Genomic DNA, 21,972 nt, shown 5'->3' on the forward strand with positions numbered 1-21,972 from the left:
CTGCCAATGATTGAGACCAAGATCAGAAAAGTCGGAAACTCCGCTGTCATCACCCTGACGACGGAGATGCTGACGATGCTGGACGCCAAGGAAGGCGACACGCTGTTTGTGGTGCGCGGCGATGATGGCAGCCTCAAGGTGATGGCGCATGACCCCTCCGTGGCGGAGGCGCTGGCGGCGGCTGAGATCGTGATGGATGAGAACCGCGACCTGCTTCAGGCGCTTGCGTGAGCACTTATAAATGGGTGCCGCTGGCAGCCGTTACTGTCATTCACGACCGGCAGATTTCCCGCCACGGCGGTGCAGCGGGGATGCGTGACAGGGCGCTGCTGGAGATGGGCTGCGCGCGGGCGATGAACCTTGCGGCCTATTCGGATGCAGGCGTGGCGGAGGTTGCCGCGGCCTATGCGTTCGGGATCGCCAAGGCGCACGCATTTGTTGATGGCAACAAGCGCACGGCGTTTGTGACCGCTATCACCTTTCTGCGCCTCAATGGCTACCAGTTCCGCCCTGACCCGGTGGTGGGCGTGCGGATGATGGAGGACCTTGCCACGGGGGATGTGGACGAGGCCGCATTTGCGGAGTGGCTGACGGCAGGGATGGTGCCTGTATAGTTTTTGCCAACAGTTTTGACCCGCCCGGCTGAAGGCCGGGCAGCGCCCGACCGCCCCCATGGGCGGGCGCTTCGCTTCCGCCCGCGGCCGGGCGCTGTCCTTTGCGTATGTATTCGGGCCGCCACCTCAAGCGGCCCGTTTTCTTGTCGCAGTGCCTCAGGCCCGCAGCCGTGAACCCGAAGGATCAAAGGCTGCCGCTTCCAGAATGCGCGCCTTGTGCGGCTTGCCGAGGATGAACACCTCGACCGCATCCCCCGGCCCCGCAACCGCCGGGTTGGCATACCCCAGCGCCAGCGACTTGCCCGCGGAGTAGCCGTAGGCACCGGAGGTCACCCGCCCGGCCGGTTTGCCTTCGGGCGTGAAGATGGGTTCACCGCCGGAGGCATCGGCGTCGTTCACAGCGTCGATTTCAAAGGCCGAGAGCACTTCACGCGGGGCGTTGTCCTTGATCTTCAGATAGGCGTCCTTGTTAAGGAAATCCTTGTCCAGCTTGATGAGACCGGCGAGGCCAACCTCCTGCGGCCAGTATTCCTGGCTGTATTCGCGGCCCCAGGAGCCATAGCCCTTCTCGATCCGCAAGCTTCCCAGCGCCCGGCCGCCGACCGGACCGCCATCGAACTCCGCGGCGGCGGCCAGCAGGGCGGAATACAGCTTGACCTGGTCCTCTTCGGCACAGTGCAGCTCCCAGCCCAGATCGCCGGTGAAGGAGACACGGATCGCCAGGCACTCCACCCCGGCAACGTCGATGGTGCGCGAGCGCATGAAGCGGAAGCCTTCGTTCGACAGATCCGCATTGGTCAGCCGCTGCAGCATGTCGCGGGATTTCGGACCGGCCACATTGAAACCGGCAATGCGGTTGGTGGCGACCTCGAAGGTGGTGCCTTCCGGCAGTTCCACCATGTTGAAGAACCGCTGGTGATAGCGTTCCGCCATGCCAGAGCCGACCATCATGTATTCGTCATCGGCCACCTTGGTGATGGTGAAATCACCGGCCACGCCGCCGCGCACGGAAATCAGCGGGGTCAGGCAGGAGCGGCCCACCTCAGCGGGCACTTTGTTGGCGACCAGCTTGTCCAGCCATGCATGGGCGCCCGGACCCTTGATCACGTAGTTGGCGAAGTTCGAGATGTCGATCACGCCAACGTTTTCCCGCAGCATGTTCACCTCGCGGCCCACCGGCTCCCACCAGTTCTGGCGGGTGAAGCTGCTGGTTTCCTTGACGCCGGGCGCGTCCGCAAACCACAGCGGATGCTCCCAGCCGCAGTTGAGGCCAAAGACGCAGCCCATTTCCTTTTGCATCTCATAAGCCGGGCGCACACGGGCCGGGCGGCCGGCGCTGCGTTCCTCGTTCGGGAAATGGATGGCAAAGCGGTGGGCGTACTGGTCCTCAACCCGGGCCTTGGTGAATTTCTTGTCGGCCCAGTCGCCAAACCGCGCCAGATCCCAGGCGAACATGTCGTACTGCGGCTCGCCCTCGATCATCCATTGCGCCGCCAAGAGGCCCAGGCCGCCGGACTGGGAAAAGCCGGGGATGATGCCGGTGCAGCAGAAGTAGTTTTTCAGCTCCGGCACCGGACCCCAGAGGGCGTTGGAATCCGGCGACCAGATCATCGGGCCGTTGATGACGCGCTTGACGCCTGCGGTTTCGGCACAGGGCACGCGTTCTGTTGCGCGGATCACGTTTTCCATGATCCGGTCCAGATCGTCGGGGAACAGTTCATGCGCAAAGTCCAGCGGGGTGCCGTCTTCAGCCCAGAAGCGCATGTCCTTCTCATAGGCGCCGATCAGGAAGCCGTTGCCCTCCTGCCGGAAATAATACTCGCCGTCGCGGTCGGCGATCGAGGGCAGGCGGCGGCCCAGATTGGCGACCGCGTCGATGGACACCGTCACGAAATACTGGTGCTCGGTCGGCTGCAAGGGCAGGGTGAGGCCCGCCATCGCCGCGACCTCGCGGCCCCAGAGGCCGCCTGCGTTGACCACCCACTGAGTGTGAATGTCGCCCTTTTCGGTTTTCACGATCCAGCTGCCATCGGGCTGCTGTTCGGTGCCGGTCACCGGGCAGAAGCGTTCGACCTGCGCGCCCATGGCGCGGGCACCAGCGGCATAGGCCATGGTCACGCCCGAGGGGTCCACATTGCCGCCGTCGGGTTCAAACATGATGCAACGGATGTCATCAAACTGCGCCAGCGGGTGAAGTTCCTTGGCCTGCTCGCGGCTGACCTCATGGAAGTTCAGGCCATAGTATTTCGCCTTGGCCTCTTGCAGGCGCAGCTGGTGCTCGCGCTCTTCGGTCTTGGCAAGGTACAGGGAGCCGGGCTGGAACACGCCGCAGCCCTGGCCGGTTTCCTTCTCCAGCTCTTTATACAGGTTCATCGTGTAGTGCTGGATGCGGGTCACGTTGTTGTTGTCGTGCAGCCCGTGGATGTTGGCCGCCGCGTGCCAGGTGGAGCCTGCGGTCAGCTCATCGCGTTCCAGCAGCACCACGTCTTTCCAGCCGAGTTTCGCCAGGTGGTAGAGGATCGAGCAGCCGACCAGCCCGCCGCCGATGACAACTGCCTGTGCATGGGTTTTCATGCGTTCTTGTTCCCTTGCCTGCGTGCCTGAATCGGCGCGCCCTGCAGGCTGGGGCGGGCCGCTTAAATCCTTCCGGGCGACCCTAGCCGCCGTGGCAGGGGATGACCCGTGAAGAATTCAGACCCAATGGCCCCGGATTTGTTGGGTCATTGGAGCGATCCCTTCAGATACGGACCGCCCGGCCGAGAGGCCGGGCAGCGCCTGACCTTCCCGTCAAACCGAAGGTTTGCCTCCGGCAAAACGGGAAGGCGCTTTCGCGCCCACCCAAGGTCAGGCGCCGCCCTCAGCTCTGTTTTTCACCCGGTGATCTCTTTCATCACGCCCAGGAATTTCGCCACTTCGCCCACGCTGTTGTAGTGGCACATGGACACGCGCACGCAGCTGTCCATGCCAAGCGGCGTCAGGATGTTGCCGGAGTAATGGTCCGCCTTGCGCAGATGGGTGCGGATGCCCTGATCGTTCAGGCGTTTGACCACATCCGCCGAGGGCACGCCTGCGACGGTCAGCGACACCAGCCCTTCGCGCGCCGGGTTGTCCGCACCGCCGAGGATGGTGACGCCCGCCATCTCCGCCAGGCCCGGCAGGTTGCCGGTGCCAAAGATCATGGCGTCGGTCAGGGTTTTCTCGTGGGCATGGATCGCCTCGCCCGCGGCCACGAATTTTGCGCGCCGGTCCGTGGCACCGCTGACCTCGCCGCCGAGCCACTCCAGATAATTCGCCACATCCGACAGCGTCGCATAGCTGCCGGTGTCGCGGGTGCCCATTTCCCAGTTGTCCTCCGGCCCGCCGATCAGCGCATTATGCGGCAGGGCGGTCAGCCGGTCGGAAATCCAGGCGAGGCCATAGCCGTGGCGCGAGAACATCTTGTAAGGCGAGATCACATAGCCATCCACGCCGTAGGCCGCCAGGTCGATCCGCCCGTGGGCGGCGTGCTGGATGCCGTCGACGATGATCAGGCACTCCGGCGCAACTTCGCGGATGGCGGCGGCGCAGGCGGCCAGATCGACGCCCATACCAGTGACCGGCGAAGTATGGACGATGGTCGCCACCACGGTATCCGGCGTGACCGCACGGGCATAAGCATCCGCCGTGATAGTGCCGGTGGCGCCGTCATGCGGGATCAGCACATGCGTCTGCCGCGCCACCCCGGCCCAGCGGGCGCAGGCGGAGCGGGTGGCTGGATGCTCCAGCGTCGAGCCCAGCACGGTGCCGCCCTCCGCGGTGCCGAGGCAGGCGTTCATAATCAGGCGGAACAACAGCTCTGTGCCGCTTTCGCCCGCGAAGAACTGGCCGCCCGGTGCGTTCATCATCACGCGCATGTCGTCCTTGGCCTTGGCGATCACCCGCACCAGCTCGTGGCTGCCGGGATTGTCGCGGCCCTGGTTGTCGGGGATCGCGGCATAGCGGGCGGAGGTTTCCACCACCGCGTTCAGCGTCAGCGCGCCGCCGGCGTTTTCAAAGAACACCCGCGGCCCCTGCTGGGGGCATTCGTCCACCTGGGCGAAACGGGCGCGGATCTGGTCAAGGAGGGCGTCAGTGATCTGGGGCATGGCAAGTCCAACAGAAAAGCGTTTGATTTGCCGGCACAGTAGGGCGGTTGCCGGGCGGGGGCATCCAAAAAATCCGGGGCTAAGGGCGGAAACGTTTGTAAGGAACCGCCCGGCGGAACGCCGGGCAGCGGCTGTCCGCCCCGTCAAACCAAAGGTTTGCCTCCGGCAAAACGGGCGGGCACTGCCTTCACTGGGTCAGGTGATAAACCCCGAAAACGGCACGCGCAGGGCGGCCCGGTGAACCATTTCCGAGAGCGTAATGATGTCGAACACCGGCCGGTTCAGCGCCGCTTGCAGCGCATGGGCATAGGGCGGCAGATCGGTGCATTCCAGCACGATCGGGCCGATCTCAGGATTGCGGGCGATCAGGCCCTTGGCGGCGGCCAGCAGCTCTGCCTCCACCTTGGCCAGATCCATCGCGGTGCGCTCGTTGCGCAGGATCACGGTGGAGAACTCCTCCGCGTCGTCCAGCCCCTGCACCACGATGGGCGTATTTTCAGCGCCGACACCGTGCAAGTGCGCCTCCGTCAGGCTGCCGGCAGAGGCGGTGATCACCCCCACCGTGCGCCCGGTCATCTGATGCGCCAGCGGCACCTGGATCAGCGAGGAGACAAACACCGGCACATTCACCGCTGCGGCGATCTCCTTCTGGAAAATCGCCAGGAACCCGCAGGAGCCGGTGATCGCCCGCACGCCCTTGGCCTCCAGCCGCTTGGCGGCAGCGATCAGCCGGTCCCTCATCTCGCCCGTGGGGTTGGCCAGCAGTTTCGGCACGGTAATCCCGTCCAGCATCTCGTAAAGCGTGGTGAAGGGCAGGCTGGAGGGGTTCTTGATATGGCCGGGGGGCTTGGGAAAGTAGCTCTCCAGCGCCAGAACACCGATGGAGACGCCGCAGATGTTCTGCCCGCCGGGGTGGATGGTCATGACTTGATCCTTTCATAGCGCCGCGCGCGGAACGGCGAGAGGTCTTCGTTCACCGGCGTGCCGCTGACGATATCCGCCACCAGCCGCCCGGTTTTCGGGGCCATCATCAGGCCGTAATGGCTGTGGCCGAAGGCGGCGATCAGATCGGGGAAGCCTTCGACCTCGCCGATGCAGGGCAAGCTGTCGGGCAGGCTGGGACGCTGGCCGGACCAGGTGTCCATATCCTCCGCCCGCAGGTCCGGAAGCAGCGCGCGGGCCAGCCTCACCAGCCCGTCCAGCCGTTTCCGGTTCAGGGGCTGATCGAGGCCCGCAAATTCGGCGGTGCCTGCCACCCGCAGCCCTTCCTCCATCGAGGAGGCCACGAATTTCATGTCCATATCCATGATCGAATTGTTGAGCGCGACGCCCGGATTTTTGAATGAAACGTGGTAGCCGCGCTCGGACTCCATCGGGATCCTGATGCCCAAGGGTTTCAGCAGCTCGCCGGACCAGACGCCCATCGCCAGCACCAGCTTGGGCGTCCACTCCTGGCCCGTCTCGGTGGTATAGGTCCAGCCGCCGGTCCCGGACGGCTGGATCGCCCGCACGGTTTGCCGCAGGATTTCCCCGCCCATCGCTAGGAACTTCTCCGCCAGAATGGTGCCAATCCGGCCCGGAGAGGTTGCCCGGGCCTGGCCCTTGATCAGGATGGCGGCCTGAAACTCCGGCGTCAGCGCCGGTTCCAGATCGCGCAGCTCCGCCGCGCCGATCCGTTCCATCTCCGCGCCGCGGTCGCCGCGCATCCGGTAATCCACCGAATTCAGGTCCGCCGCGTCCGCATTGCGGAAGGCATGGACGTAATAGCTGTCTTGCACCAGATCCTCATGCCCGGTCCCCGCGAGGTGCTGGCGGTACAGATCGACGCAGTTGCGGTTCAGCGTGTCCATCGCGCCGGAAATCTGCTGAATCCGCCCTTCGCGCCCTTCCGACAGGAACCGCAAGCCCCAGGGTGCGACCTTGGGCAGGTAGGCAGGTTTCACCGTCACTGGCCCCAGCGGGTCCAGCAGCCAGCCCGGCACCTTCTTCCACAGGCCCGGCATGGATTGCGGCACCACCGACCAGGGCGAGATGATGCCGGCATTGCCGTATGACGTCGCCTGGCCCGGTGCGTCCCGGTCGATGAGCCGGACCCGCAGGCCCCTTTCTGCCAGACTCAAGGCCGAGCAGATGCCGACGATCCCGGCGCCCAGAACCGTCACATCGGGGGAGACGGGGGCGCTCATTGCGCCGCCCCGGCTTGAAGCTTGCGCTGCTGGCCCAGCTGCTGCAGCAGCACCGGCGCCATCACCGCAAGCGCTGCGATGTCGGAGCCGCCGGAGGGCGCCACCAGCAGCAGTCCCCCGACCGCCATCAGCAGCCGCCAGATACCGCCGAGCGGCGCCAGGAAGTAGGCCGAAACAGCGGTGGCGATGGCAAAGACGCCCGCCGCGCAGGTCAGGGTGACCTGGGTGAAGCTCAGCAGCGTGAAATGCTCCGGCAGCACGATCAGCATGGTGGGCGCGTAGACAAACACCATCGGCACCATCAGCTTGCCCAGCCCCAGGGTAAAGGCGTTGAGCCCGGTGCGGAACGGGTTGGAGCCCGCAATCCCCGCCGCCGCATAGGCCGAGGCGCAGACCGGCGGGGTGATCTCGGAAATCACACCGTAGTAGAGCACGAACATATGGGTGGCGAGCGGCGGCACGCCGAGCTGGCTGAGGGCAGGCGTCGCAACCGCGACCAGCATGATATAGAGCGCGGTGGTCGGCAGTCCGGCCCCCATCAGGATACAGGCCATGGCGATCAGCACCAGCGACAGGAACTGCTGGATCGACGGCTGGCTGAACGCCTCGATCGAGGTCCAGTCCAGGAAGGGCGCAATCGCTGCTGCCATATCCGCCGCGCCGCCTGTGACCATGAAGCCGAGGCGGAAGCCGACGCCGGTGGTGTTGATCACACCGACCACGATGCCCACCGCGGCAGAGGCCGCCCCCACCGCCAGGGCGTATTGCACGCCGACATGGAAGCTGTCGAACAGGTCGCGGAAATTCTGCCGCTCGTTGCGGTGCAGGCAGCCGATGACGGTCAGCGCCGCCAGCATCCCGGCCATGACGGGCGTGTAGCCCTCGCCGGAATAGGGCGACGCCTTCCAGAAAATGAAGGCGAGCAGCGCCAGCGGCACCAGCAGCGTGGCCGGTTTGTCAAAGGCGCAGAAGCCGACGACGATGCACAGGCTGAGGCCGATGAAAGCCGCCATGTTGGGCGAATAGCCCGAGAACAGCACCAGCAGAAGCGCGATCAGCGGAATGATGGTGTACCAGCCGTCCTTCCAGACCTGCAGGAACTTGGGCAGCTGTTCCTTGGGATAGGCCGTGAGGCCCAGCTTCTTGGCGGTGAAATGCACGATCGAAATCACCCCGATATAGTGCATGAGCGCGGGCACAATCGCCGCGATCACGATGGTGGTGTAGGGCACTTCCAGATATTCAGCCATCAGGAAGGAAGCCGCGCCCATGATCGGCGGGGTGATCTGCCCGCCTGCCGAGGCCGCGGCCTCAACCCCGCCTGCGAAATGGCCGGGGTAGCCCATTTTCTTCATGTTGGGGATGGTCAGGGAGCCGGTGGAGACCGTGTTGGCAATGGACGAGCCGGAGATGGTGCCGAAGAAGGCCGAGGACACCACCGACACCTTGGCCGGCCCGCCGGTATAGCGGCCAGCGAGCAGCATGGCGTTGTCGACAAAGAACTGCCCCAGCCCCATCCGCTGCGCCACCACGCCGAACAGCACGAAGTGGAACACCACGGTGGAAACCACCCACAGCGTCACGCCAAAGATGCCTTCGGACGGGAAATACATGTTGTTGACGAACTGCTGCCAGTTGACGCCGGGGTGCTTGAGGATCTGCGCGGGCATGTAGGGGCCGAACAGTGCATAGACCATGAACACGAGGATGATCAGCGGCAGCACAAAGCCGATGGTGCGGCGCGCGATCTCCAGCACCGTCAGGATCAGCACCGAGCCGAAGAACACATCCAGGCTGGACGGGTTGCCCTGCCGCAGCGCCTGTTCGGCAATGTCGAAGCCGAACATGTCAAAGCCGCGCCAGCTGACCCAGAGAAACAGCGCCGCCGCAATGCTGAGGCCGGTCAGCGCCCAGTCATAGAGCGGCACATTGCCGGGGCGCAGCGGATTGGGTCCGCGCCAGTCCAGGCTGCGCGCGGTCCGGATAATGGGAAAGCCCACGAAAATGAACAGGAACAGGCCCGCCAGGTGAATGCCCATATGCACATGGTCCACCGGCGTGCCGAACCCGGCCGTCCACAGGTGATACAGGGCAAAGGCGATGCTGGCCCAATAGATGAACCCCGTCAGCTTGGGTCCGTTGTCGCGCGTGTTCAGAGCGGAGTCGTACTGCTTCTCCAGCTCCTCAAGCGCCTTGGTGTCGAGATGGGTGTCCAGGGACATCGGGGGTCTCCAGTTCCGGGCTTCACCGGCAGGGTGCCGGGAAACGTAAAGCAGCAGCGAGGATCTCCTTGCAACAGGTGCTTAAGCTTTCCGGTAATTCTTTGAAACAGAGGGCCAGGTTGCTTTGTGACACTGAGGGCAGCGCCCGACCCTGGGTGGGCGTCAATCGCCCTCCCGCGGGGAGGGTGGGGCGCTGCCCGGCGGTGCCGCCGGGCGGTTCTTTATGTATTGAGATGCCGTGGAAAAGCGTTACTTCAGCATTCCGGCTTCGCGATAGAAGCGTTCAGCCCCCGGATGCAGCGGCACGCCGATGCCCTCAACGCCGTCCAGCGCGGTTTCCAGCGTGATCGCCTTGCCCTTGGGGTGGCCGTTGTCCAAGAGCTTGCGGGCGGTGTCGGACCACATCGCCTTGGTGATCTGGTAAATCAGCTCTTCATCCATGCTGGCATTGGTGACCAGCATCCCGGAGACGGCGACGGTGTTCACGTCGTAATCCACGCCCGGATAGGTACCCCCCGGAATGGTCGAGGGGATGTAGTAGGGCACCGTGGTATTGGCCATCTTGACCTCTTCCTCGGACCAGTTGTGCAGTTCCATCCCCTTGGTGTTGTCGAGCTGGATCATCGCCGCAACCGGCGTCCCCGCGGCATAGAAGTAGGCGTCCAGCTGGCCGTCTGCGATGCGTTCGGCGGACTGGGCGTTGTTCAGTTCGGCCTCGTCGATGTTATCGCGGTTGACGCCGTGGTCGTTCAGGATCAGCTCCACCGCGATCTGGGTGCCGGAGCCGGCCTGCGCGATGCCCACGCGCTTGCCCTTAAGATCCGCGAGGCTTTCCAGCTTGTGGCCCTCGGGCAGCACCAGGTGCAGGTCTTCCGGGAACAGGTTGGCGATCACCCGCAGGTCGGGCTTGGCGTTGCCTTCGAACTTGCCCTTGCCGTGGTAGGCGAAATGCAGGGTCGCGGCGCCGGACAATCCTGCCTCCATCTGGCCTGCCTGAATGGCGTTCACGTTATGGGCAGAGGCGTTGGTCGACTGCGCCATTGCCACCAGGCCCGGCACGCCGCAGTTGCCGCCCTCGTCACAGGCGCGCGAGCCGGGCGGGTTGGAAATCGCGTTGGCGATGATGCCGCCGATCGGGAAATAAGTGCCGCCCGCGCCGCCGGTGCCGATGCGGAAAAACGTCATGTCCTGCGCCACCGCTGTTCCGGTCAGCATGGTGCAGGCCAGCGCGGCCCCGGTCAGTGTCTTGATAAATCCCATTGTCTCTTCCCTTGTTTTTGGCTGCCGCGTTGCCCGGCAGCTCTCTCCTCCGATTTTTGCATCATGAGTAAGGAAACTCATAAGTACAAATTTAAAATTATACTGTATGTATAGATCGGATTTATGATGGGTTTGCGCTAAGGGGGCCGGAACATGAACTCTCATCAGCTTGCGGTCTTTCATGAGGTCATGAAGACCGGTTCGGTCAGCCAGGCGGCGCGCAACCTGCACCGCACCCAGCCCGCCATCAGCGCCGCCATCAAGACGCTGGAGGAGGAGCTGGGGCTGCCCCTGTTCCTGCGCGAAGGCCGCCGCCTGGTGCCGGTGCCCGAAGCGCAGTATCTGATGGCGGAGGCGACCGAGATCCTGTCGCGGATGGAAACCGCGCAGCAGAACCTGGCCAACATGCGCGACCGGGTGCAGGGGTCTATCCGCATCGTGGCGATGCCGGGGCCGTCGACCTATCTGCTGCCGGAATTCATCAGCCGGTTCGTGGCCGGAAAGCCCGAGGTGCGGGTGACGCTGGCCACCCGGTCCTCGCCGCAGGTGCGCAGCCTGGTCGCCGCCAACAGCTTTGACATCGGGTTCTGCGACATGACCCGGTTCCGCGGCGACCGCAAACTCTATGCGGCGGAGGAACTGCCCAGCAATTGCCTGTGCGCAGTACCGGCCGGCCATCCGCTCGCGCAGCAGGAAGTGATCACCGCGCCGGACCTCAGCGGCCAGCCTATGGGCGCGCTGCAGCCGGACCACACCACCTATCAGGCCACCTCGCAGGCGTTTCAGGCCGCGGGCGCCGAATTCAACCTGCGCTATGACGCGCAGTATTTCCTGCCTCTGTTCCACTTCATCGCGGCCGGGCAGGCCTGTGCCGTGGTCGATGTGCTCAGCGCCGAAAGCTACCGCCGCAGCCACGCGGGCGAGGCGCGGATCCGCTTCCTGCCGTTCGAGCCGAAGATCCCCTTTGGCTATTCGATCCTGACCCCCAGCGAGCGGCCGCTGTCGCAGCTCGCCGCCAGCTTTGCCTCGGCCTGGCGCGAATATGTGACGGAAATCCTGGCGGCCTCCGCAAGGTAGGCGGACGCTTAGGAGAATTCGGCCCCCCGTCCTGACCGCACGCGTCATGCCTGCGGGCGCTTAGCACATTGATCTTAGAAGCTGAATTTCCTGCAGAAGTTTAGCCTTCACTTCTATCTACAGAATTGTATACAGTTATGAGTGCGAATCCTGGGCTGCGGCCCGGGGCAGGTTCTATGCAGGCTTTGGGAGGCCCCCCCATGACAACCACTATGACTGGCGCCGAGGCGATGGTGCGCTCGCTTGAGGCGCATGGCGTCACCCATATCTTTGGCCTGTGCGGCGACACCACGCTGCCATTCTACGATGCGATGAACCGGCTGGAGCATGGCATCACCCACGTTCTGACCCGCGACGAGCGCAGCGCGGCCTATATGGCCGACGGGTTTTCCCGCGTGACCGGGCGGGCCGGCGTTTGCGAGGGTCCGTCCGGCGGCGGCGCCACCTATATCCTGCCGGGGCTGATCGAGGCCAATGAAAGCTCCTATGCGGTGCTGGCGATCACCACGGACATTTCCGTCGGCTCCTACGGGAAATACCCGCTGACCGAGGTGAACCAGGAGGCTTTAATGGCGCCGCTGACCAAGTTCAACACGGTGATCAAGCGCGCCGACCACATCCCGCGCATGGTGCGCCAGGCGTTCCGGGCGATGACCACCGGCCGCTCCGGCGCCGCGCATCTGGGGCTGCCGTATGACATTCAGCACGACGACGTTCCGGCCGGTGATATCTGGGGCGATCCCAGGCACCAAAGCTACCCCGCCTACCGCGCCGCGCCGGAACCGGGCGCGGCAGAGGCCGCCGCCGAGGCCATCCTTTCCGCCAAATCGCCCCTGATCGTCTGCGGCGGCGGCGTGGTGATTTCGGATGCGATGGCGGAGCTGGACCGGCTCGCTTCCCGTCTCGACATCGCGGTGGGCACCTCGATTTCCGGCAAGGGGTCGCTGGCCGACACCCACCCGCAATCGCTGGGGGTTGTCGGCTCCAACGGCGGCACCGATGAAACCTGGGAGATGATGGAGGCTGCCGATCTGGTGGTGTTCCTGGGCTGCCGGGCCGGGTCCACCACCACATCGCGCTGGGAGGCGCCAAAGCCCGGCTGCCGCATTGTGCATATCGACAGCGACCCGATGGTGATCGGTGCCAACTACCCCGCCGAAGTCGGGGTGGTCGCGGACCTGAGGCTGGCGCTGGCGGCAATGAACGCCTATCTCGACAGCCGCGCGGGCGATTTGCCAACCTTTGGCGGCGCCGCGAAAATCGCAGACCTCAAACAGCGCAAGTTCGCCAGGTTCGAGGCGCTGGCGGCCAGCCAGACCGAACAGGTCCTGCCGGAGCAGATCATCCGCGCGCTGAACCGCAACCTGCCCGATAATGCCATCGTGGTCTCGGACCCCGGCACCAGCTGCCCCTATTACAACGCCTACTCGCAGCAGAAGCACCCGGGCCGGCAGTACATCACCAACCGCGCCCATGGGGCGCTGGGGTATGCCCTGTCCGCGTCGCTGGGTGCCTGGTTTGGGCGGCCTGACAGCAAGGTCGTGGGGCTGATGGGCGACGGGTCCTTCAACTTCACCTGCGGCGAGCTGGAAACCGTGGTGCGCTGCAACGCGCCGATTACGTATGTGGTGTTTTCCAACGCCAGCTTCGGCTGGATCAAGGCCAGCCAGCGCGATGATTGCGGCAAGCGCTACTATAATGTGGACTTCAACCGCACCAGCCACGCAGCGGTGGCCGAGGCCTTCGGGGTCAAGGCCTGGCGGGTGGAGAGGCCGGAGGATCTGGAGCAAGCCGTGCAGGAGGCCTTTGCCCATGACGGCCCAACCCTGATCGACGTGGCCTGCCAGGCGCTGGAAGAGGCCGCCGCGCCGGTGCGCCGCTGGATGGGCTGATCCTCTGCAAGACCCTGCCTGCCGCCCGGCGGCACCGCCGGGCAGCGCCCGTCCGCCCCCATGGGCGGGCGCTTCGCTTCCGCCCGCGGACGGACGCTGCCCTCTGCTTCAGGTTTCGCTTCCCCGTTCCGCTGCGCCCGATTTGCTTTTCCCTGCTGGCCGGTTATCAATCCTGAAACCCGCTATCAGGAAAGGCGCCCGCACCATGGACAAACCCACCGCCCCCAAACCCGGAGCCATGCTGCACCTGCGCGGCAACACGCTGTCCGAGGGCGACCCGGTGGCGCTGCCGCTGACGCAAAGCTCGATGTACCATCTGCCGGGCGACTGGAACGGCGGCCCCAGCTATGGCCGCGCGGACAACGCCACCTGGGAGCATCTGGAGCATGTGCTGGGGTATCTGGAGGATGCGCCGGCGCTGGCTTTCCCTTCGGGCATGGCGGCGATCTCGGCGTCGCTGTTTGCCACGGTCAAGGCAGGCTCCCGGATCCTGATCCCGTCGGACGGCTATTACGTGACCCGGCGCCTCAGCGAACGGTTCCTGCAGCCTTTGGGGGTTGCGGTGGAGCAGCGCCCGACGGCCAGCTTTGCCGAAGGCGGATTTGAGGGCTTTGACGTTGTTTTTGCGGAAACCCCGTCCAACCCCGGACTGGACCTCTGCGATCTGCGCGCGGTTTCGGAGGCGGTGCGTGCGGCGGGCGGGCTGCTGATCGTGGACAACACCACCATGACCCCGCTGGGCCAGCGCCCGCTGGAACTGGGCGCGGATGTGGTGGTGGCCTCCGACACCAAGGCGCCGGGCGGCCATTCGGATGTGCTGATGGGGCATCTGGCGACGCGCAACCAGGATGTGCTGCAGGCGGCGCGGGAGTGGCGGCTGTTCGGCGGCGGCATCCCCGGCCCGCAGGAGGCCTGGCTGGCGCACCGCGGGCTGGAAACGCTGGAGGTGCGGTTCGACCGGATGTGCAGCACCGCAGAGCTGCTGGCCGAACGGCTGGCCACGCATCCGCGGGTGCAAAAGATCCGCTTTCCGGGGCTGACATCCGATCCTTCGCACGCGCTGGCGAAACAGCAGATGGCGCGGTTCGGCTTCCTGATCTCGGTCACGCTGGACAGCGCGGACCAGGCCGATGCCTTCATCAACAATTGCCCGCTGATCCGGGCAGCGACCTCCTTTGGCGGGGTGCATACCTCGGCGGAGCGCCGCGCCCGCTGGGGCGATGCCGTGGCGCCGGGGTTTGTGCGGATTTCCGTCGGCACCGAACCTGCGGAAGAGCTGTGGAGCGCGATGGCGGCTTCGCTGGACGCGCTTCAGGGCTAGGGCCGCCATAGTGGTTTCCCGCCGCTGTCCCTGCGGGGACAGGCGCGGAAAACAGTCTTAGGTCAGCGCCTGATAAAGCGACGTGAGCCAGCTGGTGACCGCCTTCACCTCCTCCCGCTGGCCCGCGCGGTCGTTGATCACCAGGTAGTGCGAGCGGCGTTTCGGCAGCTTGCAGGCGGTGGGGGCGATGACCAGCCCCTGATCCAGATACTGCTTGGCAAAGCTTTCCAGCACCATCGTAACCCCATGGCCTGCCGCCACCGTCTGCAGCGCCAGCAGCGAGGAATCGGCCTTGAGCCAGTCAGTGGTGACCTGCAGCGTCAGCCCGTGCAGATCCGCCAGGCGGCCCCAGTCGGTTTCGGAGCCGATGATCTGCACCACGTCGGCGCGGGCCAGATCCTCGATCGACGGCGCGCCGCCAAGGGCTGCGGCATAGGCCGGGCTGCACACCGGAATGGCGTTTTCGTGGCCCAGATGCAGGATCTGCGCCTCCTGCCAGTCGCCGGAGCCGTAGCGGATGTCGATGTCCAGCGCCTCCTCGTCGAACCGGCTGGCCCAGACCGTTGTGGAAAGCTGCACGAAGATGTCCGGGTGTTCGGCCTGAAACCGGGCCAGCTGCGGCGCGATCACCAGGGCGGCGCAAGAGATCGTTGCGCGCAGCCGCACCACGCGTTTGCGCTTGCTGCTGAACAGGCCGGTGGTGGCGCGCTGCATATCGTCAAAGGATTTTCGGATCGGCTGGGCATAGGCCTGGCCGGTGTCGGTCAGCGCGACGCCGCGGGGCAGGCGTTTGAACAGCCGGGTGTTCAGGTGCTGTTCCAAGAGCCGGATCTGCTGGCTGACGGCGGCGGGGGTCAGCCCCAGCTCTGCCGCCGCAGCGGAAAAACTGCTGAGCCGCGCGGCGGCCTCGAAGGCTTTGAGCCAGGTGACATGGGGCAGGGTGGTCATGCAGACCATTAAGCAGAATTACCCCTAAGGGGCAAAACACATTGTTTGATTTGCGCCTGAGGCGCTGTGCAAGGTCTTTGCACGACACAGAATGCGGGCTGGCCATGGCGCGAACATTTGACTTTATCATCGTCGGGGCCGGCTCAGCAGGCTGTGTGCTGGCGGACAGGCTGACGGCCAGCGGCCGCCACAAGGTGCTGCTGATCGAGGCGGGCGGCACCGACCGGCGGGTCTGGATCAGGATCCCGCTGGGGTACGGATTTACCTTCTCGGATCCCAGGGTGAACTGGCGCTATTCGGCGGCGGCGGATCCAGGGCTGAACGGGCGCGCGGCGTATTGGCCGCGGGGCAAGGTGCTGGGCGGTTCCAGCTCCATCAACGCGATGGCCTATGTGCGCGGACTGCCGCATGATTTCGACGATTGGGAGGCTGCGGGCGCCGCCGGCTGGGGCTGGGAGGCTGTGCGCGCCAGCTATGACGCGCTGGAGAGCAACGACGAGTGGCACGAGGGCCGCCGCCGGCTGCGCGGGAGGGGGCCGGTGCGGGTCACCGACCTCAGCGAGCGGATGCATCCCTTTGCCCGCAACTTCCTCGCTGCCGGGCAGGACATGGGCTGGCCGGTTTTGCAGGACATGAACGCCGCGGCGGGGGGCGGGGCCAATACCCTGCCCGGTGAAGGCCTGGGCTATGTCCGCAGCACGGTGAAGGCCGGGCGGCGCTGGTCCTCGGCCGATGCGTTCCTGCGGCCCGCGATGAAGCGCGGCAACCTGACCGTGGTCAGCGGCGCGCTGGTGGAGAAGGTGCTGACCGCGAGCGGGCGCGCCACTGGCGTGGCCTACCGGGTGAAGGGCAAGACGCAGCTGGCCGCGGCAGCGCGGGAGGTGATCCTGAGCGCGGGCGCGGTGAACTCTCCGCAGCTGCTGCAGCTGTCGGGGATCGGACCGGCGGCGCTGCTGCAGCGGCATGGGATCGCGGTGAAGCATGATCTGCCGCAGGTGGGGCAGGGGCTGCAGGACCATCTGGCGGTGTCGCATTACTTCTGGGCCAATACCGCGACGCTGAACAGCAGGCTCGGCAGTTTCGCCGGGCAGGTGAAGGCCGGGCTGCACTATGTGCTGACCCGCAAGGGGCCGCTGAGCGTGCCGGTCAATCAGTGCAGCGGCTTTGTCCGCACGCAAGGCGCGGCGCTGCCGGATGTGCAGGTCTACTGCAACCCGGCGTCCTATTCGACGCAGGCAAACGGCAAGCCTCAGATCGATAAGGACAACGGCTTCCTGCTGTGCGTGCAGCCCAGCCGCCCGCTCAGCCGCGGGCAGATCACTATCCGCTCCGCCGACCCGGGCCAGGCGCCGCTGATCGAACCGAATTCGCTGTCGGCGGAGGAGGACAGGGTTACGGCGGTGCGCGCCAGCCATCTGCTGCAGGCGCTGGCCGCCACCCCTGCCATCAAACGGGTGACGCGGGAGCGGCGCGATCCGGATATCCTGCACATGGATGACGCGGCGCTGCTGGAAAACTTCCGCGCGCGCGCGGGCAGCGTGTTTCATGCCTCCTGCACCTGCCGGATGGGGCATACTGCGGCAGACTCGGTGCTGGATGCGCGGCTGCGCGTGCATGGGATGGCGGGGCTGCGGGTGATTGACGCCTCGGCCTTTCCGAATGTGACCTCCGGCAACACCAACGCGCCCGCGATGATGCTGGCTGCGCGCGGGGCGCAGATGGTGCTGGACGACAACGAAAACAGGGCCTTGGCGGCTGAATGACAGGGATTTTCAGATGAAGCTCGACAAAATCGAAACCTTTGTGTTCGGCAACCCGCCGCCGCGCCACGGCGGGCGGTACTTCATCTTTGTGCGGCTGACCACCGCCTGCGGCATCACCGGAGCGGGCGAGATCTATAACGCGACCTTCGGCCCGGACCTTTGCTGCGCGATGGCCGAGGAGATGTTTGCCCGCCAGTTCGAGGGCTGCGATCCGCATCATATCGAGAAGCTGTGGCGCAAATCCTATGGCGCGGGCTATACCATGCGGCCGGACGTGACGGTGATGGGGGTGCTGAGCGGGCTGGAAATGGCCTGCTGGGACATCATCGGCAAGGCCGCGGGCAAGCCGGTTTATGAGCTGATGGGCGGCCAGGTGCATGAGCGGCTGCGCAGTTATACCTACCTTTATCCGCCAGAAGGGGATGTGTACCCGGACCCGGACACGCCCAATGTCTACAACGACCCGGATCTGGCGGCGGAGGTAGCGTTGCAGCGGGTGGAGCAGGGCTTCACCGCGGTGAAATTCGACCCCGCAGGCCCCTACACCATCTATGACGGCCACCAGCCGTTGCTGGAGGATCTGGAGCGCAGCGAGATGTTCGTCAGACGCATCCGCGAGGCGGTCGGCACCCGCGCGGATCTGCTGTTCGGCACCCATGGGCAGTTCACCGTCTCCGGCGCCAAGCGGCTGGCGCGCCGGCTGGAACCCTATGAGCCGTTGTGGTTCGAGGAACCGGTGCCGCCGGAGAACCCTGCCGATATGGCGGAGGTGGCGCGGTTTACCTCTATTCCGGTCTCCACCGGCGAGCGGCTTTGCACCAAGCATGAATTCGCCCGCGTGCTGGAGGCCGGGGCGGCCTCGATCCTGCAGATGGATCTGGGGCGGGTCGGCGGTCTCTTGGAGGCCAAGAAGATCGCCTCCATGGCCGAGACGCGGCAGGCCCAGATCGCGCCGCATCTTTATTGCGGGCCGGTGGTGGCGGCGGCGAACATCCAGATCGCAACCTGCAGCCCGAATTTCCTGATCCTCGAAAGCATCGGCACCTTCGAAGGCCCCTATATGTCCTGTCTCAAATCCGCGATCACCTGGGAGGACGGCTATGTGATCCCCTCCCGCGAACCGGGCCTGGGGGTGGAGCTGGACGACGCAGCCATCGCCGCCAGCCCCTATACCGGCCGCAAGCTGCATCTGGAGCTGGCGCAGGAGCCGGTGGTTCCGTAAGCGCGGCGCAGGACCCGCTGCAAGCTGCACCGGCCCCCGGGCCGGGAGGTCCGCCAGGCGGCCCTCATCTGGTTCAATCCCGGATTTCACCTTGGTCCAGGTGCGGGTTGCCGGCCGGCAGATCGGTGGCGGGCTTCTGGTTGCTGAAACAGCTGATGTTCTGCGCCGCCGCGGCAAGCACGTCCAGCGCCCGGGCGATCTCCGCCCTGTTGCGCGCAGTCTCAGCGCTGGCCGGAAGGTCCGGCAGCGTAGAGGCAGAGCAGATCGTTGGCGATGGTGGCCGCCGCGATGGCGGTGATTTCGGAGATGTCATAGGCCGGGGCGACCTCCACCACGTCCATGCCCACCACATCAATGCCCGCAAGGCCGCGAATGATCTCCTGCGCCTGATAGGGGCTGAGGCCGCCGATAACAGGCGTGCCGGTGCCAGGGGCAGAGGCCGGTTCCAGCGCGTCGATGTCGAAGGTGACATAGGTCTGGTGACCGCCAACAATGCCGCGGATCTTCTCCGCCACCGCTTCCGGCCCTGTCTTCTGCACCTCGATGGCGTCGATGATGTTCATCCCCAGCGGATCGGGGTTGTGGGTGCGGATGCCGACCTGAACTGACCGGGCCGGATCCACCAGCCCCTCGCGGATGGCGTGCCACAGCATGGTGCCGTGGTCGATGCGGCCCTCCTCATCCGCCCAGGTGTCGGAATGGGCGTCGAACTGGAGCAGGCTCAGCGGCCCGTGCTTCTCCGCGTGCGCCTTGAGCAGCGGATAGGTGATGAAGTGGTCGCCGCCAATCGACAACAGCGCCGTATCCGTGGCCAGCACATCCCGCGCCGCCTGGGCGATCTGTCCGGGCACCTTGTGCGGATAGCCATAGTCGAACTCGCAGTCGCCGTAATCGACCACCCGCAGCGCCTCAAACGGGTCCGCCTCCCACGGCCATGGCGCCGACCAGGCGATATGGCTGGACCCCGAGCGCACCGCCCGCGGGCCCAGACGGGTGCCGGAGCGGCTGGACACCGACAGGTCGAACGGCACACCCATCACCGCCACATCCGCAGCGCTGAGGTCGCGGGTATAGCGGCGGCGCATGAAGCTGAGCGCGCCGGCATAGCTGGCCTCGGCAACCACCCCGCGGTCGCTGTCGCGGGTAAAGGCCAGGTCGCCCTGCACGGGGTTCACGCTGGAGGTATTGGACATCTAAGGCTCCGTCACATTGAAGAATCTGAGTGAGCCCAGTTTGCAATGTGCGGTTATGCCGGTAAACTCAGCAATGGATGTATATCTATAGGTATAGATGAGCATAGAAACCCGATACCCGCCGCTGCCCGCCGCATGGGCGGACGCGATGGCCGCCCTGGCCGGGACGGCCGGCACCGAGCGTTTTCCCGGCGCGCTGCGGCAGATCCTTGGCCAATGCTGCAGGTTTGAATCGATGATCGTCTCGCGGTATGACGGCGCGCTGCCGCCGGTGTCGCTGTATCAGGACCTGGATGAGCTGCAGGCGGCGATCACGGTGGAATTCTACGCCAGCGGCCCCTACCTGCTGGACCCGCTGTATCAGGCCTGCCGCAACGGCTGCGCGCCGGGCGCCTACCGGCTGATGGATCTGGCGCCCGAGGCCTTCTACCGCTCGGAATACTACCGCGCCTTTTACCGCAAGATAAATATCAGCGACGAAATCGGCGTTCTGGTGCAGGACGGGCCGGAGCGCTGGTTCATCGTCTCGCTGGCCCGCTTTGCCCGCCAGCAGCGGTTCGAGGCCGCGGACACCGACCGGCTGAACGCGGTGTTCAAGGTGATTTCTGCCGCGGTCCGGCGGCAGTGGGGGCAGGCGGAAGCCGCGGTGCAGGGGGGGCAGCCGGACGGCTGGGAAGACCGGATGCAAACCTTCGGCGCCGGCGTGCTCAGCCCGCGCGAGCAGGAGGTTGTGCAGCTGATCCTGCAAGGGCACTCGACCCCGTCGGCCGCGGCCTATCTGGGCATCGCCGAGGGCACGGTCAAGGTGCATCGCCATCACGCCTACTCCAAGCTGGGGATCTCCTCGCAGGCTGAACTGTTTTCCATGGCGACCCGGCATCTGGCGGCAGGGTAGCGCCCTTGGCTGGGATGCTGTCCCGGAGGCCTCAGAGGTGCGTTTCACGCAGCAATCCGCGCATTCAAAGCGGTCAGGACGCCTGAGATTGCGACCGGAGGATGTGCGGGTTAGCGGAACCATCCGCGCGCATCCGGTCAGTTTCCAATTTTTCTGTTGACCAAACCCACATATTCGCGAAATCTGCCCGATAAGCAGGAAAGGGCAGCGCCCGCCGGGCTGCTGCGGTCTGGCGGCGGATGATCCCGGTGCAGGCACCGCCTCCGGTACCCTTGCCGCCGCAGGCAGGCCAGCCCTCCCCCTGCGGTTCACCGGGCAGAAAAACATAAGAAGGGCGCCAGATACGATGCCGATGTCCCCGCACTACACTGAGCGCTGCCCGCGAGCCGCCGGAAAGGCCGCCCGCACTGCTGGCGCAGGTCAAAGGGGAGCGTAATGGCGATCCTGACCTTTCTGATCAGCCTCGCGGGCGCGACGATGCTGCTGCTTTACGCGGTGCGGATGGTGCGGACCGGGATCGAGCGCAGCTATGGCGCCTCGTTCCAGCGGCTGCTGACCGGGCGGCAGAGCCATCTGCAGGCCGGAATGATGGGGCTGACCCTCGCCATCGTGCTGCAAAGCTCGGCGGCGGTGGCGCTGCTTGCGTCGGGGTTCGCGGCCAGCGGCTATCTCGCCTTCCCCACCGGGCTGGCGATCGTGCTGGGCGGCGATCTCGGCTCGGCGCTGATCATCCAGATCCTGTCGTTCAAGCTCGACTGGCTGGTGCCCATGCTTTTGGCGGCGGGCGGCTACCTGTTCGTCAAGACCGAGGCCAAGAAGGCGCGGCAGCTGGGGCGGATCCTGATGGGGGTGGCTTTCATCCTGATTTCGCTCAGGTTTCTGCGCGAGGCGATGGACCCGATCCGCGGCAGCGCCTTTCTGCCCGCCATCGCGGGCTATCTGGCGCGCGACTATATCACCGCCTTCCTGGCGGGCGGCGCGCTGGCCTTCGTGATGCATTCCTCCGTCGCGGCGATCCTGATGTGCGTGACGCTGGTGCAGATCGGCGCCCTTCCCTTTGCCGCCGGGCTGTCGCTGGTTCTGGGGGCCAATTTCGGCTCCGCCTTCATTCCGGTCTGGCTCAGCCGCGGCATGGACCTGAAGGCGCGGCGCATTCCCTATGCCAACCTCGCCCTGCGCGGCACCTGGGCGGTGATCTGCCTGCTCGGGGCCAATCTGGCGCTGCGCCAGGGCTGGCTCGGCGATCCGCAGGGCG

General features: G+C 65.6%; 17 protein-coding genes. 9 read left to right on the plus strand and 8 right to left on the minus strand.

The window, feature by feature from the left end; translation table 11 throughout:
• Positions 1-6: 6 nt before the first annotated feature.
• Both DAEP_RS0120555 and DAEP_RS0120560 read left to right on the plus strand, forming a co-directional pair.
• Positions 7-231: an AbrB/MazE/SpoVT family DNA-binding domain-containing protein gene (locus DAEP_RS0120555; protein ID WP_008558191.1), complete on the plus strand. Its 225-nt coding sequence runs from the start codon at positions 7-9 to the stop codon at positions 229-231.
• On the plus strand, positions 228-614 hold the full coding sequence (locus tag DAEP_RS0120560) for a type II toxin-antitoxin system death-on-curing family toxin (protein WP_027246016.1): 387 nt from the start codon (positions 228-230) through the stop codon (positions 612-614). The genes DAEP_RS0120555 and DAEP_RS0120560 overlap by 4 nt, the downstream gene beginning before the upstream one ends.
• Before the next feature lie 156 nt (positions 615-770).
• Here DAEP_RS0120560 and DAEP_RS0120565 read toward each other — a convergent pair whose 3' ends face one another.
• The 6 genes from DAEP_RS0120565 to DAEP_RS0120590 form a co-directional block, all read right to left on the minus strand.
• Positions 771-3,188: a GcvT family protein gene (locus DAEP_RS0120565; protein WP_027246017.1), complete on the minus strand. Its 2,418-nt coding sequence runs from the start codon at positions 3,186-3,188 to the stop codon at positions 771-773.
• A 296-nt stretch (positions 3,189-3,484) separates the two neighbouring features.
• Positions 3,485-4,738: an aminotransferase class V-fold PLP-dependent enzyme gene (locus tag DAEP_RS0120570; RefSeq protein WP_027246018.1), complete on the minus strand. Its 1,254-nt coding sequence runs from the start codon at positions 4,736-4,738 to the stop codon at positions 3,485-3,487.
• A gap of 195 nt (positions 4,739-4,933) precedes the next feature.
• Positions 4,934-5,662 (minus strand): aspartate/glutamate racemase family protein, encoded by a 729-nt coding sequence (locus tag DAEP_RS0120575; protein ID WP_027246019.1) that lies wholly within the window; start codon positions 5,660-5,662, stop codon positions 4,934-4,936.
• Complete coding sequence (locus tag DAEP_RS0120580; protein WP_027246020.1) at positions 5,659-6,924, minus strand: NAD(P)/FAD-dependent oxidoreductase; 1,266 nt, start codon at positions 6,922-6,924, stop codon at positions 5,659-5,661. The genes DAEP_RS0120575 and DAEP_RS0120580 overlap by 4 nt, the downstream gene beginning before the upstream one ends.
• Positions 6,921-9,146 carry a TRAP transporter permease gene (locus DAEP_RS0120585; RefSeq protein ID WP_027246021.1) on the minus strand — a complete coding sequence of 742 codons (2,226 nt, stop codon included), beginning with the start codon at positions 9,144-9,146 and terminating at the stop codon, positions 6,921-6,923. Before DAEP_RS0120585 ends, DAEP_RS0120580 begins: the two co-directional genes overlap by 4 nt.
• A gap of 249 nt (positions 9,147-9,395) precedes the next feature.
• On the minus strand, positions 9,396-10,406 hold the full coding sequence (locus DAEP_RS0120590; protein ID WP_027246022.1) for a TAXI family TRAP transporter solute-binding subunit: 1,011 nt from the start codon (positions 10,404-10,406) through the stop codon (positions 9,396-9,398).
• Between the two features lie 153 nt (positions 10,407-10,559).
• On the opposite strand from DAEP_RS0120590, the gene DAEP_RS0120595 reads away from it, so the two are divergent.
• The 3 genes from DAEP_RS0120595 (at position 10,560) to DAEP_RS0120605 (ending at position 14,696) form a co-directional block, all read left to right on the plus strand.
• Positions 10,560-11,483 carry a LysR family transcriptional regulator gene (locus tag DAEP_RS0120595; protein ID WP_027246023.1) on the plus strand — a complete coding sequence of 308 codons (924 nt, stop codon included), beginning with the start codon at positions 10,560-10,562 and terminating at the stop codon, positions 11,481-11,483.
• Between the two features lie 200 nt (positions 11,484-11,683).
• Positions 11,684-13,375 carry a thiamine pyrophosphate-binding protein gene (locus DAEP_RS0120600; RefSeq protein WP_027246024.1) on the plus strand — a complete coding sequence of 564 codons (1,692 nt, stop codon included), beginning with the start codon at positions 11,684-11,686 and terminating at the stop codon, positions 13,373-13,375.
• 205 nt (positions 13,376-13,580) lie between these two features.
• Positions 13,581-14,696, plus strand: a complete 1,116-nt coding sequence (locus DAEP_RS0120605) for a cystathionine gamma-lyase (RefSeq protein WP_027246025.1) — start codon at positions 13,581-13,583, stop codon at positions 14,694-14,696.
• A gap of 57 nt (positions 14,697-14,753) precedes the next feature.
• On the opposite strand, the gene DAEP_RS0120610 is transcribed toward DAEP_RS0120605, so the two are convergent.
• Positions 14,754-15,644 carry a LysR substrate-binding domain-containing protein gene (locus DAEP_RS0120610; RefSeq protein ID WP_036761551.1) on the minus strand — a complete coding sequence of 297 codons (891 nt, stop codon included), beginning with the start codon at positions 15,642-15,644 and terminating at the stop codon, positions 14,754-14,756.
• Between the two features lie 104 nt (positions 15,645-15,748).
• Here DAEP_RS0120610 and DAEP_RS0120615 point away from each other — a divergent pair, with 104 nt between their 5' ends.
• Together DAEP_RS0120615 and DAEP_RS0120620 are read left to right on the plus strand one after the other, a co-directional pair.
• A complete protein-coding gene (locus DAEP_RS0120615) occupies positions 15,749-17,407 on the plus strand; it encodes a GMC family oxidoreductase (protein WP_027246026.1) in 1,659 nt (552 codons plus the stop codon).
• A 13-nt stretch (positions 17,408-17,420) separates the two neighbouring features.
• Complete coding sequence (locus DAEP_RS0120620) at positions 17,421-18,629, plus strand: mandelate racemase/muconate lactonizing enzyme family protein (protein WP_027246027.1); 1,209 nt, start codon at positions 17,421-17,423, stop codon at positions 18,627-18,629.
• Positions 18,630-18,850: 221 nt separating this feature from the next.
• On the opposite strand, the gene speB is transcribed toward DAEP_RS0120620, so the two are convergent.
• Positions 18,851-19,822: an agmatinase gene (speB, locus tag DAEP_RS0120630; RefSeq protein ID WP_027246028.1), complete on the minus strand. Its 972-nt coding sequence runs from the start codon at positions 19,820-19,822 to the stop codon at positions 18,851-18,853.
• A gap of 97 nt (positions 19,823-19,919) precedes the next feature.
• On the opposite strand from speB, the gene DAEP_RS0120635 reads away from it, so the two are divergent.
• Positions 19,920-20,717: a helix-turn-helix transcriptional regulator gene (locus tag DAEP_RS0120635; protein WP_027246029.1), complete on the plus strand. Its 798-nt coding sequence runs from the start codon at positions 19,920-19,922 to the stop codon at positions 20,715-20,717.
• A 435-nt stretch (positions 20,718-21,152) separates the two neighbouring features.
• Positions 21,153-21,972 (plus strand): Na/Pi cotransporter family protein (locus tag DAEP_RS23110; protein WP_036761522.1); only part of this gene is annotated, 820 nt, incomplete at its 3' end.

It is taken from the genome of Leisingera daeponensis DSM 23529, assembly GCF_000473145.1.
Classification (GTDB): domain Bacteria; phylum Pseudomonadota; class Alphaproteobacteria; order Rhodobacterales; family Rhodobacteraceae; genus Leisingera; species Leisingera daeponensis.